Here is a 13,922-nt window from a genome sequence, read left to right on the forward strand (position 1 = left end):
TCGGCTCAGGCCAGCCGGTCGGCGATCGTCGACTCGGCCAGGTGGGACAGGCCCTCACGGATGTGGCGGGCCCACATCGAGCCGATGCCGTCGACGTTCTGCAGGTCAGTGGCGCTGGCGGCGAGCAGGCCCTGCAACGATCCGAACGAACGCACCAGCAGGTCGACGTGGGCGAACTGCAGTCGCGGGATTCCTGCCATCGCGCGGTAACCACGCGAGCTCATCGCCGAGTCCTGCGCCTCGATCGTCGATGGATAGCCGAAAACCCTTGCCAGCGTGGTGAAGTCGAGCAGTTCATTGTCCGACAACGCGTCCAGTTCCTCGAGCGTGGCGCTGACCTGCGCCGCCGACGGCGGGTCCGGGTTGGCGTGGTAGTCGCGCACGATCAGCTCGCGGGCGGTGTCGTTGTCGCCGACGAGCTCCTCGAGCTGCAGTTTGAGCTGTCGGCCGTCGGTGCCGAGTTCGACGACGTCGGAGTCGATTTCGAGGCTGATCCGGCGCACCATCTCCAACCGCTGCACCACGGTCATCACGTCGCGCAGGGTGACGAAATCCTCGATCTCGGCCGTGGACAGCTGCCTGCTGACCTCGTTGAGACGGGTCTTGTAGCGCTCCAGCGTGTCGATGGTCTGGTTGGCACGCGACAGGATCGTCGCCGAGTCGGGAATGACGTGCCGCTCGCCGGCGACGTACACCGTCACGATGCTCATCGAGTGGCTCACCGAGATCACGGGATAGCCCGTCTGGATGGCCGCACGCTCGGCGGACCGGTGCCGGGTTCCGGACTCCTCGGTCGGGATCGAGGGATCCGGCACCAGCTGCACGTTGGCCCGCAAGATGTGGCCGCCGTCGCTGGAGAGCACCACGGCACCGTCCATCTTCGACAGCTCCCGCAACCGCGTCGGTGCGTACCGCACGTCGAGCGAGAACCCGCCGTCACAGATGGCCTCGACGCTGTCGTCGTAGCCGATGACGATCAGGGCGCCGGTCCGGCCCCGCAGAATGCGTTCCAGGCCGTCGCGTAAGGGTGTTCCCGGGGCCAGCCGCGTGAGGGTCTCGCGCAGCGTGGGCCGGGCCAACGGCACGACTGTGCGGCTTGATCTGCCGCCGGCCTTCACGGCCATCGCCGCCTCCTAGGATCGGCCGCCATGGGGGTCATCTTTGCTGATGTCCCGCAAAACCCGCAACGCAGATCCGATGTTGTCGACCGGTACCACGCGCAGTCCCGTCGGAACCGAGGTCACGCCCGTCGGCACCACCGCGCGGGTGAACCCCAGGCGCGCGGCCTCCGCCAGGCGGCGGTCCATCCCGGCCACGCGGCGCAGATCACCCGCCAGCCCGACCTCGCCGATGGCCACCACCGCCGGCGGCAGCGGCAGGTTCATCTTCGACGAGGCGATTGCCACGGCCACCGCGAGATCGGCCGACGGATCGGTCAGACGCATGCCACCGACCGTCGACAGGTAGATGTCCCGCCCGCCGATGCTCAGTCCGGCGTGTCTGTCGAGCACAGCGGTGATCATCGCCGCCCGCGAGGAGTCGATGCCGCTGACCGCGCGCCTTGGTGTACCGCTCGCCTCCGCCCCGATCAGTGCCTGCACCTCGCCGATCAACGGGCGCTTCCCGTCGAGTGTCACCGTGATCGCGGTGCCGGGCACAGGCTTGGGTCGCTGGTCCCGGAACAGTCCCGACGGATCGGCCACCCCTTCGATGCCGTTGTCGTGCAACAGGAAACAGCCGACCTCGTCGGCGGCGCCGAAACGGTTCTTGACGCCGCGGACCATGCGCAGCGACGACGTGCGGTCACCTTCGAAGTGCAGCACGACATCGACGAGGTGTTCCAGCGAGCGCGGCCCCGCGATGGCGCCGTCCTTGGTGACGTGGCCGACCAGGATCATCGCTACGCCCGACATCTTGGCGGCCATGGTCAGAGCGGTGGTGACCGCGCGTACCTGGGTCACGCCTCCGGTGACACCGTCGGCCTCGGTGCTGGACATGGTCTGCACCGAGTCGACGACCACCAACCCGGGTTGCACCTGCTCGATGTGGCCCAGCGCGGTCGACAGGTCCGATTCGGCCGCCAGATACACCTCGTCATGAGTGCAGCCGGTGCGCTCGGCGCGCATCCGGATCTGTCCGGCGGACTCCTCGCCGGACAGGTAGAGCGAACGGTTGCCCGCCTGGGCCCAGCGATGCGCGACCTCCAACAGAAGCGTCGACTTGCCCACCCCGGGATCACCGGCCAACAGCGTCACCGAGCCGGGAACCAGCCCGCCGCCGAGCACGCGGTCGAGTTCGGAGACGCCGGTGTCGAAGTGGCGGGTGCGGCCGGGGTCGATCGACGTGATCGGCACGGCCGGTGAGCTGGGGGCGACGGCGCGTCGGGTCGGGGAGCCTGCCACCGCGGCGAGCGCCGCGACTTCGTCGACCGTGCCCCAGGTGCCGCAGTCCGGGCAGCGACCGAACCATTTGGCGGTGACGTGCTGGCACTCCGAACAGCGGTACTGCGACCGCTGTTTGACACCGCCTCTGGCCACGGTGTGACGGTAGCTGGCTCGACCGACAGAACCCGACCGGTCAGCGATCGTGTCGTGGACCGGTGTGGTCAGTGGCCGCCCGAATGGCCGCCCGCCCCGCCGCCTGCCTTCTCCGCCGAATCACGGCGCGGCGCCTCGCCCGCCGAGAGGGGGACGGGCACGGTCGTCTGGCCTGCCTTCTCGAAGGTGAAGGTGAAGTCGTAGGTCAGGCCGTTGGTGATCGGCTTGTTCAGCTCCACCTTGGCCTCGGCGGCCTCCACGGTCTCGACGCTTTCGAGCGGAGTGATCTCGCCGTCGGCTGCACCGACGATCAATGCGCCGCTCGCGGGCAGTTCAGTGTCGCCGGTCAAGGACACCGAACCGATGTCGGAGGTGATCGAGACCAGCTTGTCGGCGGTGTCGGGCGAGTTGTTCGAGGCCCGCAACACCAGATCGACTTCGGTGCCGGGCTGGATGTAGTCGGACTTGAGGTCGGCGCGCAGATGGATGTTGCGCAGCGCGACCTGGCCGACGTTTGCGCTGATGCCGTTGACCGCCGGCTCCTGCATGGCGGTCTGGGAGACCTGTCCGGAGCTGCATCCGGCGAGCGCCCCGCCGACCAGCGCGGTGGCGGCGAGTCCGAAGGCGGCCAGTCTCAAGCGGTCCACACGTGCCTCCTGCTCGACCGTCGGGGCGACCGGTCACACCGGTCGCGGGTTTCGACTATGCACAGTAGTAGGTGCGGGTCGGGCACGGTAGCGGAGGGCCGACAGCAACCGCGATGTGGCCCCGCGCACACGATGCACAGACGATGAGGCGTCGCCGACAGCTACCTCCAAAGCTGTTCGGCCTTGCACGGATTCGTCGCCGTGTCAACCCCTAGTCTTCACCTGCGATGCCCCTGACCTGCACCGTTGATCCCCACCCCGTTGAGGCCCGTGTTAGCATTGTCATGTGAAAGGGGCTCTAATCTGATGATTTTCAAGGTCGGAGACACCGTTGTTTATCCCCACCACGGTGCTGCGTTAATCGAGGCGATCGAAACCCGGACCATCAAAGGCGAACAGAAGGAATACCTCGTTCTGAAGGTCGCCCAGGGAGACCTCACGGTCCGAGTGCCCGCCGAGAACGCAGAGTATGTCGGGGTGCGCGACGTGGTCGGTCAGGAAGGCCTCGACAAGGTCTTCCAGGTGCTCCGGGCCCCGCATACGGAGGAGCCGACCAACTGGTCACGTCGGTACAAGGCCAACCTCGAGAAGTTGGCCTCCGGTGACGTGAACAAGGTTGCCGAGGTCGTCCGCGATCTGTGGCGTCGGGACCAGGAGCGTGGCCTGTCCGCGGGCGAGAAGCGCATGCTCGCGAAGGCCCGGCAGATCCTGGTCGGTGAGCTGGCGCTGGCCGAGAACACCGACGACGCCAAGGCCGCGATCATCCTCGACGAGGTTCTGGCCGCCGCCTCCTGAAGGCCCGTGACGGGGTCGATGAGCCGCTTGCGCGAAGAGTAATGATCCTGCCAAGGATCGGGCTCGGCACCGACGTTCATCCCATCGAGGCCGGTCGGCCGTGCTGGCTGCTGTGCCTGTTGTTCGAGGCGGCCGACGGCTGCGCCGGTCACTCCGATGGCGATGTGGCCGCTCATGCCCTCTGTGATGCGCTGTTGTCGGCGGCGGGGCTGGGCGACCTCGGAGAGGTGTTCGGCACCGCACGCGAGCAGTGGCGCGACGCGCGCGGCGCGGACATGCTCCGCCACGTCCGGTCGATGCTGGCGGATCAGGGGCTGCGGGTCGGCAACGCCGCTGTGCAGGTGATCGGGAACCGCCCGAGAATCAGTCCACGGCGCGCCGAGGCCCAGGAATTGCTCTCGGGTCTGCTCGACGCTCCGGTGTCCGTCTCCGCCACCACCACCGACGGCCTCGGGCTCACCGGACGCGGCGAGGGGCTGGCCGCCATCGCGACCGCGCTGGTGGTGGAGGTGGGTGAATAGGCCGGTAGGCTGGGCCGTCGTGAGCGGAGCGAACAGTGGGCCGGGGTGAGCGGAGCGAATGGTCGGCCGGGGTGAGTGAGTCGCTCCGCCTGCACGACACCATGACCGGTGCCGTGCGGGACTTCGCGCCGGTGCGGGCGGGCCACGCCTCGATCTATCTCTGTGGCGCCACGGTCCAGGGGCTGCCGCACATCGGCCATGTCCGCAGCGGTGTGGCGTTCGACGTGTTGCGTCGCTGGTTGATCGCCAAGGGCTACGACGTGGCGTTCATCCGCAACGTCACCGACATCGACGACAAGATCCTCACCAAGGCCGCCGATGCCGGCAGGCCATGGTGGGAGTGGGCGGCAACCTTCGAGCGCGCCTTCTCGGCCGCCTACGACGCGCTCGGCGTGCTGCCGCCGTCGGCCGAACCGCGGGCCACCGGGCACATCACCCAGATGGTCGAGTTGATCGAGCGCCTGATCGAGCGCGGTCACGCGTATGCAGGCGGCGGCCCGGGAGATCAGGACGTCTACTTCGACGTGCTCAGTCTCTCGGACTACGGCAAGCTGTCCGGCCACAGGATCGACGACGTCCACCAGGGTGAGGGTGCGGCCACCGGGAAGCGCGACGAGCGCGACTTCACGCTGTGGAAGGGCGCCAAACCCGGCGAACCGTCATGGCCGACGCCGTGGGGGCGCGGGCGTCCCGGGTGGCACACCGAATGCGTGGCGATGTGCGAGGCCTATCTGGGCGCCGAATTCGACATCCACGCCGGCGGAATGGACCTGGTGTTCCCGCATCACGAGAACGAGATCGCCCAGGCCGAGGCGGCCGGTGACGCGTTCGCCCGGTTCTGGTTGCACAACGGCTGGGTGACCATGGGCGGCGAGAAGATGAGCAAGTCGCTGGGTAACGTGCTCGCGATTCCCGCTGTGCTGCAACGGGTCCGAGCGGCCGAACTGCGGTATTACCTGGGCAGTGCGCATTACCGGTCGATGCTGGAGTTCTCCGAGACGGCGCTGCAGGACGCGGCCAAGGCGTACTGCGGTATCGAGGACTTCCTGCAGCGCGTGCGCACCCGCGTCGGTGCGGTGGTGCCCGGGGGGTGGACGCCCAAGTTCGCCGCCGCACTCGACGACGACCTTTCGGTGCCGATCGCGCTCGCCGAGGTGCATGCCGCACGTGCCGAAGGCAACCGAGCCCTGGACGCCGGCGACCACGAGACCGCACTGTCACAGGCCATGTCGATCCGCGCGATGATGGGCATCCTCGGCGCGGACCCGCTCGATGAGCACTGGGAGTCCAAGGACGAGACGACCGCGGCGCTGGCGGCGGTCGATGTGCTGGTGCAGGCTGAAGTAAAGCGACGCGAAGAGGCTCGCGCACAACGGGACTGGGCGGAGGCAGACGCCATCCGCGACCGCTTGAAGGAGGCCGGAATCGAGGTCACTGACACCGCCGACGGTCCGCAGTGGACGTTGCTCGACGGCGGGAGCAAGTAGTGGCCGGAAACTCCCGACGCCGGGGTGCGGTGCGCAAACCCGGCACAAAGAAGGGGCCGACGGTCGGATCGGGCGGCGTGCGCAGACGGGGACTGGAGGGTCGCGGTGCGACGCCGCCTGCCCACATGCGCCCGAACCATCCGGCCGCCAAGCGCGCGGCCAAGACGCAGGGACGCCGCCAGCCAAGGAAGACCGACGAGACCGAAGTTGTGCTCGGCCGCAACCCGGTGCTCGAATGCCTGCGCGCCGGGGTGCCTGCGACCGCCTTGTACGTCGCGCTCGGCGCCGACAACGACGAGCGGTTGACCGAGGCCGTCCGGATCGCCGCGGACAGCGGCATCTCGATCCTCGAGGTGCCCCGCCACGACCTGGACCGAATCGCCACCAACGGCCTGCATCAGGGTGTGGCCCTTCAGGTTCCGCCGTATTCGTACGCGCACCCCGACGACCTCCTCGCCGCGTTGACCGCCGACGGCGCACCGGCCCTGCTGGTGGCGCTGGACAACATCTCCGACCCCCGCAACCTCGGCGCGATCGTGCGTTCGGTGGCGGCGTTCGGCGGCCACGGGGTGCTGATTCCGCAGCGACGGTCCGCGTCGGTGACGGCGGTGGCATGGCGCACGAGCGCGGGCGCCGCTGCACGGCTGCCGGTGGGGCGGGCGACGAATTTGACCCGCACGCTGAAGAGTTGGGCCGACGCGGGTTTGCAGATCGTCGGCTTGGACGCCGGGGGTGACACCACCGTCGACGAGATCGACGGGTCGGGTCCGACCGTCGTCGTGGTGGGCTCGGAGGGCAAGGGGCTCTCGCGCCTGGTTCGCGAAACGTGTGACGTGGTGGTGTCCATCCCGATGGCGGGACCGACGGAATCGCTGAACGCGTCGGTGGCCGCCGGCGTGGTCCTCGCGGAGATCGCCCGGCAGCGCCGGGCCCGTTGAGTCCGCTACAAGACCCTGGCCAGCGTCGTCGACTTGGGTTCGACACCCGCACCCGGAGTCACGCGTCGTAGGCGCCGCGCCACCCACGGTGCGGCGAACGCGGCCGTCCACCTCAGGTTCGCCCGGAAGTCGAACTCCGGCGGGGTCGACGTCAGAAGCGCGGCCGAGGCGCTGGTGAGCCGGTGCGAGATCGCGATGGAGTCAAGCACTTTGGCGGCCATCCGTTCGTGCCCCAGCGGGGACAGGTGGACGCGGTCGCTGTCCCACAGGCACGGGTCACGGAACTCCGCGAACCGCCAGAAGTCGACCAGTCGGATTCCGAGATCGTCGGCGATGGCGCGCAGCAGCTCGTTGTAGACCGCGGCGCGGCCGCGAAGCCGGCGAAACAGCGGTACGGTCCCGAGGTCGGCGGCGGTGAAGGTGAGAACGAGAGCACCCGTCTGCTGCAGGCTTTTCAGCGCGTCGGCGTAGCGCGCCATCATCGCGTCGATGTCCTTGCGGACCGCCAGCAGATCGTTCATGCCCGCGTAGATGGTGACCAGATCCGGCTCCAGCATGGCCGCGGGCTGTATCTGCTCGGCGACGATCTCGTCCATGGTGCGGCCCCGCACCGCCAGGTTCGCGTACCGCATCTCTGGGTTGCGCTGAGCGAGCACCTCCGCGACGCGGTCGGCCCACCCGCGCAGCCCGTTCGGGCTGGCCGCGTGCGGGTCGCCGATTCCCTCGGTGAACGAATCGCCCAGCGCCACGTACCTGCTGAACACCGCAGGGGCAGCCGATGACGCGGACACAGCCACGACACCAATGTGGCCGAAGGCTCGGCGGTGCGCACGCCGCAGCGCGGGTTGAGAACGAATCGACGTCCGTCGTCCGACCGGCGTTCGCGCCGCCGTAACCGGTGTGACACGCCCGTGCCGCCCGGGTACGTCGCCTCAGCTGAGCCACGGGTCGGCACGCTGCCACAGTGTCGGCAGGTGCAGCGCCACCCCGTCCTGCTCGGCCAGACGCCTCAGCACCCGCATCGAGACGTCGAGATCGTCGACCGCGTACGGCAGCGCCCGCAGCGGCTTGTGCAGCGGGCGGAAGAAGTCGTCCCAATGGATGAGGACCACGCGGCGGGCACCGACCGTGCGGACCGTCTCGGCCCAGTAGTCGAGGAGGTAACGCTCGGGTTGCACGCCGAGTTGCCCGACACCGAGATATACGACGTCGGCCCGGCTTCCGCTCAACGCACCCGCGACGAAACCTGCGCTGCCGACGATCAGCAGCGCTTGTTTCGACGGCCGATGGTGCACCAGCGTCGACCATGCTTCACCGCACCGGTGGCCGACACCTTGACCGGCGGTACGACCGGTGTGGTGATGACGCCGGGAAAGCGGTCGGGCGGGCAGTGTGCTCCCTCGATCAGCGTGACGTCGTAGGCGCCAAGGCGGAGCGGCGCGCCGGAGACCGCCGTCACCACACGGTCGTCGGCCAGGCCGTGGCCGCGCCCGACCTGGGCCGCCGAAGTGCCGCCGACGAGCTTGGCTCCGGTGCGCTCGGCCACCGCCGCGCTGTCCATCGCATGGTCGTAGTGGGTGTGCACCGGCAGCACCGCTTCAAGTCGGTCGACCTGCAGTCGGGCCAGGCACCCGTCGATGCGGGGGTTCGACGGCGCCAGCCGCCGCAGCCCCACTGCGGCGAGGCTCGGTCGCGAGAAGAACCCGTCGGTCATCAGCGCCGACTCGCCGTCGTCGATCAGCAGGGTGGTGACACCGGCCCACGTCACGGTCAGCGGTGCGCCGGGTCCGGCGGCCGGGACGTCGTGACAGCGGGAGTACTCCGCCAGGTCCGGTCTGCCCGTCTTGAGGCGCATGACGCCAACATTAGGCGCGGCCGCCGTATCGCCGCCTGAACTTCTCGACCTGCCCGGCGGTGGCGACGTCGCCCACGTGCTCGGTTCGGTCGTCACAGGGCTCCTCGTGCCAATGAGCGTGAGAGGCTCGGTGAACCCGGCTGTGGCAGGATCAACGCGGCGTAGCCGGTTGCGACGGAGAGTGAATACACCTGAGCGTGAGGATTGATACCGCACTCGCCGACACCGCCCGGTACGGCGGATTCTTCGCGATCCGGACCGGCGCAGCCGGCGACAATTGGCGGCCCATCACCGACTGTTACGCCGACGGATTCACCGACCTGATCACGATGACAGCGCAGCGCAACGGCAGTACCGAGCCGCGGGTGGCCGCGTCGCTGGTGCAGTTCAGTCTCGCCTCCCGGCTGTGGTCACCGGTGTTGGCGTGCGCGCTCATCCACGGCGTCGTGCCCGATCTAATAGATTTGCACCGGGCTGAGGACTCCGCAGAGTTGCTGGTGGGCCAGCCTACCGGCGCCCTGGTCGACGACGAAAGCAAGCTAGCCGCAGCGCTTTTCACCACGGTTGTGATCGGCCACCTGGAGCCGTTCGCGGCCGGTCTTCGGGTCAAGCTGGCGCCCGGGCTGCTGTACGGGAACGCCGCGTCCGCGATGGTGGCGGCCACGAGGGCGTTATACGGCATCCGGCCGGACCTTCGCGACAGCGCCACCCGTCTGGCCCGCTCGCTGCTCGAGATCCCGGTGTTGGCTGGAACCGGCACCGTGAAGTACAACCTGGCTTTTCGCCGCCATAGCTGCTGCCTCTACTACCGCATCGCCGACGGCGCGAAATGCAGTGACTGTGGCTTGGTCAAGAGGTGACGGTCCGTGGCGCGGTCAGTACGCGTACGGGTTGGGGGGCGCCTCGGTCTTCGATTGGTTGAGCACGTCGATGACAGGGATGGTGCGACCGCTCGGATCAGCCTGATTCGGCCGAACTTTGGCTTCGACACTGACCCAGGTGTTGTCCGGGTACGCCACGAGTTGCGACGCGGCGGGCCCCGCCAACCGGACACGCGCGAGCCTGGCGTCGGCGGCGCAGCACATGATGACCACTCGGCCGAGGTCGGTGCGGCCGTCCTGCTTCATGGTGAAACCCGTGACCGTAACCACCCGATTGTCGAGGGTGTTCGCCGAGTCCTGTGCGATGCGAACCAACAAGTCCGGCAGCGAGAGCAGTGGGGCCCGCTCGTCGGGAAGCGGTGGGAAGGGCCGGCGAAGCGCTTCGGGCGACACCTCGGTGACCGACGACTCGGTCGCCTGCGGCATGATCGCCGGCGGAACGACGAACGCCAACAAGGCGATCGGCAGGAGCAGCAGCCATGCGGCGCCGGGCCGGTGCGGGTGGTCATGCTCATGGTCGCCGGGGTCGTGGTCATGCTCGGCCGCAGAGCGGCGCCGGATGTCGCGGACTATCGCGATGACGGCGAGCGAGATGAGCAGTACTGCGGAGGCGGCCAGCCACGGCAGCAGTGACGGCTTGACGTATCGGGTGTAGGCACCGGTGATGGTGATCATCCCGACACTGATGCCGACCAACAACAGCACGGCGTTCTCGGTCTCGCGGCTCATGGCGTACCCAACAACATTAAGCCGACCCCCGTCGCCGCCAACGTCGCCACCACGAAGGTCGTGGGCGCGAAGCGAAGTGCGAAGGTGCGACCGAACATGCCGGCCTGCATGGCGAAGAGTTTGAGATCCACCGCCGGGCCCACCACGAGGAACACCAGTCGGGGCAGAAGCGGAAGCATGGTCATGCTGGCGGCGACGAACGCATCGGCCTCCGAGCACAGCGAGAGCACCACCGCCAGCAGCGCCATGGTCAGAATTCCGAGCGCGATCTGCCCGGCCAACTGCTCGTACACCCAGGGCGGGACGACGACGTGCAGGGCCGCCGCCGCGGCTGCGCCGAGCACCAGATACGAGGCCGCCTGCAGGAAGTCGTGGCGGGCCGCTTCGGTGAACACCGTCCATCGAGAACCCTCGCCGTCGTGCAGTCGAGGCAGCCGACGGGTGATCCACTCGCCCCGACCGAATCTCGCCCAGGCGGCGCCCATGATCAACGCCGTCACCAGCGAAGCGATACACCGGGCGGCCACCATCTGCGGTCGACCGGGGAATGCCACCGCCGTGGCCACCAGCACCACCGGGTTGATCGCCGGAGCCGCGAGCATGAACGTCAGCGCCGCCGCGCCGACGGCACCCTCGCCGAAGAGGCGGCGCGCCACCGGCACCGCACCGCACTCGCACCCGGGTAGTGCGGCGCCGCCGACACCGGCGGTCAGGATGGCCGCCGCAGGCTTGCGCGGCAGCCACCGTGCAAGCCGATCGGCCGAGACGAAGGCCGCCACCAAGCCGCTGATCACTACGCCGAGGGCGAGGAACGGCATGGCCTGAACGAAGATCCCGCAGAACACGGTCGCAGCTGTCGCGATGTCCGCGCTGCCCACGACGAATTCGCGCAGCGCGCTGCCGAACACCGCAAGCGCGATCATGCCGACGACGAGGATCTGCATCGACTTGATCCGCCGAGGTGCTTCGGTGAGGGTGGTGGTCACAGTCAGACGAACGCCCTCAGCTCGACGCCTTCGGCCAGCAGCCGTTCACGCACCGCAGTGGCAACCTCCACGGCACCTGGTGAATCCCCGTGCACGCAAACGGACTTCACCTCGACCGAAATCGTCGATCCGTCGACCGCATCGACCCGTCCGGCTGTCACCATGGACGCGACCCGGTCGGATATCGCCGCCACGTCATTGAGCACGGCGTTGCGTTCGCGCCTCGAAACCAGCCGGCCGTCCGGCCGATAGGCGCGATCCGCGAAGGCCTCGGGAACGGTGCGCAAACCGAGGTCCCGGGCAGCGCCGAAGAAGGCCGAGTCCGCCAATCCGAGCACCGGTAGACCGGGATCGACGGCATGTACCGCGGCCGCGACTGCTTGAGCCTGGTCTCGGTGCGTGACAATCGAATTGTACAGCGCACCATGGGGTTTGACGTAGCTGACGGCTGAACCGGCGGCAATCGCCAGCGCTTGCAGCGCCCCGATCTGATAGATGACGTCGGCGGTCAGGTCGTCAGGTTCGACGTCGATGAACCGACGGCCGAACCCGGCCAGGTCTCGGTAGCTGACCTGCGCGCCGATCCGGACTCCCCGCTCGGCTGCCGCACGACACGTTCTCGCCAAGGTCGCCGCATCGCCGGCGTGGAAGCCGCAGGCCACGTTGGCGCTGGTGACGATGTCGAGCATGGCCTCGTCGTCGCCGAGGCGCCAGACTCCGAAGCTCTCGCCGAGGTCGGCGTTGAGGTCGATCCTCATTCACACGAGCTTAAGCTCGTGCGCGCTCGGGACTGCGGCGCACCGTCCCAGGCGTTCTCAAATACGAACTCGGCAAGTGGCCGCCCATACGTCCACTTGTCGATCTCGAGGGCGGGCCGCTCGGGAAACGCGGGTACCGGCCCGAGGCAGATGACGGCGACTGGTTCGGCGTCGCCGGGGATGTCGAGCAACGCTGCGAGGTCATGCGGTTCGAAGATCGAGACCCAGCCCATGCCGAGGCCCTCCGCTCGGGCGGCGAGCCACAGATTCTGCAGAGCGCAGGACACGGATGCGAGATCCATGTGGGGAAGCGTGCGCCGGCCGAACAGATGGGCTGCTCTGCCATCGGCGAGAGCGACGACGAACAGCTCGGCGCAGTCGAGGATGCCTTCCACCTTGAGCTCCAGGAATTCGTCGCTGCGGGCGCCGAGTGCTTCCGCCGTCCGCAACCGCTCCTCGTCGACCAGGCGGTGAATGCTGCGACGCAGTGCTGTGTCGGTGATTCGGATGAACCGCCACGGTTGCATCAACCCGACGCTGGGTGCCGCATGGGCCGCCTGCAGCAATCTGGCCAGCACCGTCTCGGCAACCTCTGCATCGGGGACGAAGCGGCGCATGTCGCGCCGTTCGGCGATCGCCCGGTACACCGCCCGCCGCTCATCGGGGCTGAAGGCGTGCTCGGTCACGCGCTCAGCCTAGGTGGCGGCCGCATCAACGGGAGCCGAGGGCGGCCAGGATGTCGCAGGCGCCGAGTAGGCGATCAGCATGAAAACGGTTATCGTTGTCGACGTGATCTCCGCCAAAGTTTTCGCTGTCCCCGCTTGCATCGCCGGCCTCGTGCTCGCCGCGCCGTTCGCCCTTGTCGCGTGCGGGGGTGGCGGTGAATCGGGTGGGTCCGCACCGGACACCAGCGCCGCGCAGTGTCCGACCGACCCGGTCGACGTGGTGGTCAGCGTCGACCAGTGGGGAGACATCGTCGAGGAACTGGGGGGCGACTGCGCGAGCGTGACCACCGTGCTGGCCAGTTCGGCGGTCGATCCACACGATTACGAGCCCGCACCATCGGATGCCGCCAAGTTCGACGGCGCGCGATTGGTGGTCGTCAACGGCGGCCACTACGACGAGTGGGCCAGCAAGCTCGCCGCCTCGTCAGCGCCGGATGCGCCGGTGGTGAATGCGCTGCAGGCCGGTGGCGCCGACGACTTCCATGAGGGCCACGACCAGGGCCCCGAGGAACACAGTGACGAGGGGGAACCGAACCCGCACGTCTGGTACAAGCCCGCGGCGGTGACCGGTGTCGCTGATGCGGTGATCGCCGAATTGAGCAAGATCGCGCCCGATGCCGCGGACTACTTCGACGGGCGTCGCGCGGCGTTCGCCGAGAAGATGAAGCCGTACGATGAAGCAATCCAATCCATCCAGGCCAATGCGGCAGGCAAGACGTATGCAGCGACCGAGAGCGTGTTCGACGAGATGGCCGCTGCGCTGGGCCTCGTCAACCAGACCCCGCCGGGGTACCAGGCCGCGTCGGCCAACGAGGCTGAGCCCTCGCCGGCCGACCTCGACGCCTTTCTGCGGCTGCTCGGCGACCGCGGCGTCGACGTGCTGATCTACAACGTGCAGACCGAAGGCTCGGTGCCGCAGCAGATCCGGGCCGCAGCCGAACAGGCCGGTGTGCCGGTTGTCGAGGTCAGCGAAACGGTACCCCCCGAAACGGATTCGTTCGAGACCTGGCAAGTCGACCAACTGCACGCGCTCGCCGCGGCGCTGGGTGTGCCTGCGTGACGC

The 13,922-nt window shown here is 68.5% G+C and carries 14 protein-coding genes and 1 pseudogene; 6 read left to right on the forward strand and 9 right to left on the reverse strand.

The genetic code is table 11. The features are described 5' to 3' along the window. Positions 1-5: 5 nt before the first annotated feature. The 3 genes from disA to K3G64_RS11450 all read right to left on the reverse strand — a co-directional run bounded on the left by disA (position 6) and on the right by K3G64_RS11450 (position 3,184). Positions 6-1,124, reverse strand: a complete 1,119-nt coding sequence (disA, locus tag K3G64_RS11440) for a DNA integrity scanning diadenylate cyclase DisA (protein WP_238949936.1) — start codon at positions 1,122-1,124, stop codon at positions 6-8. A gap of 9 nt (positions 1,125-1,133) precedes the next feature. Beyond that, positions 1,134-2,537, reverse strand: coding sequence for a DNA repair protein RadA (gene radA / locus K3G64_RS11445; RefSeq protein ID WP_238949937.1), 1,404 nt, complete (start codon positions 2,535-2,537; stop codon positions 1,134-1,136). Between the two features lie 68 nt (positions 2,538-2,605). Then, positions 2,606-3,184: a hypothetical protein gene (locus tag K3G64_RS11450; RefSeq protein WP_238949938.1), complete on the reverse strand. Its 579-nt coding sequence runs from the start codon at positions 3,182-3,184 to the stop codon at positions 2,606-2,608. A gap of 306 nt (positions 3,185-3,490) precedes the next feature. Between K3G64_RS11450 and carD the strand changes: the two genes are divergently transcribed. The 4 genes from carD (at position 3,491) to rlmB (ending at position 6,925) form a co-directional block, all read left to right on the forward strand. Next, on the forward strand, positions 3,491-3,979 hold the full coding sequence (carD, locus tag K3G64_RS11455) for an RNA polymerase-binding transcription factor CarD (RefSeq protein WP_015309632.1): 489 nt from the start codon (positions 3,491-3,493) through the stop codon (positions 3,977-3,979). Positions 3,980-4,020: 41 nt separating this feature from the next. Then, complete coding sequence (gene ispF / locus K3G64_RS11460; RefSeq protein WP_238949939.1) at positions 4,021-4,500, forward strand: 2-C-methyl-D-erythritol 2,4-cyclodiphosphate synthase; 480 nt, start codon at positions 4,021-4,023, stop codon at positions 4,498-4,500. A 71-nt stretch (positions 4,501-4,571) separates the two neighbouring features. Beyond that, a complete protein-coding gene (gene cysS / locus K3G64_RS11465) occupies positions 4,572-5,987 on the forward strand; it encodes a cysteine--tRNA ligase (protein WP_255728003.1) in 1,416 nt (471 codons plus the stop codon). Further along, positions 5,987-6,925 carry a 23S rRNA (guanosine(2251)-2'-O)-methyltransferase RlmB gene (rlmB, locus tag K3G64_RS11470; RefSeq protein WP_238949940.1) on the forward strand — a complete coding sequence of 313 codons (939 nt, stop codon included), beginning with the start codon at positions 5,987-5,989 and terminating at the stop codon, positions 6,923-6,925. The genes cysS and rlmB overlap by 1 nt, the downstream gene beginning before the upstream one ends. Before the next feature lie 5 nt (positions 6,926-6,930). On the opposite strand, the gene K3G64_RS11475 is transcribed toward rlmB, so the two are convergent. Both K3G64_RS11475 and K3G64_RS11480 read right to left on the reverse strand, forming a co-directional pair. Further along, on the reverse strand, positions 6,931-7,731 hold the full coding sequence (locus K3G64_RS11475; protein ID WP_370647187.1) for an SGNH/GDSL hydrolase family protein: 801 nt from the start codon (positions 7,729-7,731) through the stop codon (positions 6,931-6,933). 126 nt (positions 7,732-7,857) lie between these two features. After that, positions 7,858-8,780: pseudogene (locus K3G64_RS11480) on the reverse strand (MBL fold metallo-hydrolase). A 197-nt stretch (positions 8,781-8,977) separates the two neighbouring features. On the opposite strand from K3G64_RS11480, the gene K3G64_RS11485 reads away from it, so the two are divergent. Beyond that, the gene (locus K3G64_RS11485; protein ID WP_238949945.1) at positions 8,978-9,640 is read left to right on the forward strand and encodes a (2Fe-2S)-binding protein; all 663 of its coding nucleotides are present in this window, start codon (positions 8,978-8,980) and stop codon (positions 9,638-9,640) included. Positions 9,641-9,655: 15 nt separating this feature from the next. On the opposite strand, the gene K3G64_RS11490 is transcribed toward K3G64_RS11485, so the two are convergent. From K3G64_RS11490 to bluB, 4 genes are read right to left on the reverse strand one after another with little or no spacing between them, the layout of a single operon-like run. Beyond that, on the reverse strand, positions 9,656-10,390 hold the full coding sequence (locus K3G64_RS11490) for a TIGR03943 family putative permease subunit (protein WP_238949946.1): 735 nt from the start codon (positions 10,388-10,390) through the stop codon (positions 9,656-9,658). Continuing rightward, positions 10,387-11,334 (reverse strand): permease, encoded by a 948-nt coding sequence (locus tag K3G64_RS11495; RefSeq protein WP_238950609.1) that lies wholly within the window; start codon positions 11,332-11,334, stop codon positions 10,387-10,389. Before K3G64_RS11495 ends, K3G64_RS11490 begins: the two co-directional genes overlap by 4 nt. Before the next feature lie 44 nt (positions 11,335-11,378). Then, entirely contained in the window at positions 11,379-12,134 is a 756-nt protein-coding gene (locus K3G64_RS11500) for a LamB/YcsF family protein (protein ID WP_238949947.1), read from the reverse strand. After that, positions 12,131-12,751: a 5,6-dimethylbenzimidazole synthase gene (gene bluB, locus K3G64_RS11505; protein WP_238950610.1), complete on the reverse strand. Its 621-nt coding sequence runs from the start codon at positions 12,749-12,751 to the stop codon at positions 12,131-12,133. Before bluB ends, K3G64_RS11500 begins: the two co-directional genes overlap by 4 nt. A gap of 148 nt (positions 12,752-12,899) precedes the next feature. Between bluB and K3G64_RS11510 the strand changes: the two genes are divergently transcribed. Beyond that, entirely contained in the window at positions 12,900-13,919 is a 1,020-nt protein-coding gene (locus K3G64_RS11510) for a metal ABC transporter solute-binding protein, Zn/Mn family (protein WP_238949948.1), read from the forward strand. The last annotated feature ends 3 nt before the right edge of the window (positions 13,920-13,922 follow it).

Source organism: Mycobacterium sp. IDR2000157661 (genome assembly GCF_022317005.1).
In the GTDB taxonomy this organism is placed as follows: Bacteria; Actinomycetota; Actinomycetes; order Mycobacteriales; family Mycobacteriaceae; genus Mycobacterium.

What these genes read in the sequence shown, in the direction of transcription:
- disA (WP_238949936.1), bottom strand. Translation starts at nt 1,124, where the DNA reads ATGGCCGTGAAGGCCGGCGGCAGATCAAGCCGCACAGTCGTGCCGTTG.
- carD (WP_015309632.1), top strand. Translation starts at nt 3,491, where the DNA reads ATGATTTTCAAGGTCGGAGACACCGTTGTTTATCCCCACCACGGTGCT.
- ispF (WP_238949939.1), top strand. Translation starts at nt 4,021, where the DNA reads ATGATCCTGCCAAGGATCGGGCTCGGCACCGACGTTCATCCCATCGAG.
- K3G64_RS11490 (WP_238949946.1), bottom strand. Translation starts at nt 10,390, where the DNA reads ATGAGCCGCGAGACCGAGAACGCCGTGCTGTTGTTGGTCGGCATCAGT.
- K3G64_RS11495 (WP_238950609.1), bottom strand. Translation starts at nt 11,334, where the DNA reads ATGCAGATCCTCGTCGTCGGCATGATCGCGCTTGCGGTGTTCGGCAGC.
- K3G64_RS11500 (WP_238949947.1), bottom strand. Translation starts at nt 12,134, where the DNA reads ATGAGGATCGACCTCAACGCCGACCTCGGCGAGAGCTTCGGAGTCTGG.
- bluB (WP_238950610.1), bottom strand. Translation starts at nt 12,751, where the DNA reads ATGCGCCGCTTCGTCCCCGATGCAGAGGTTGCCGAGACGGTGCTGGCC.
- K3G64_RS11510 (WP_238949948.1), top strand. Translation starts at nt 12,900, where the DNA reads ATGAAAACGGTTATCGTTGTCGACGTGATCTCCGCCAAAGTTTTCGCT.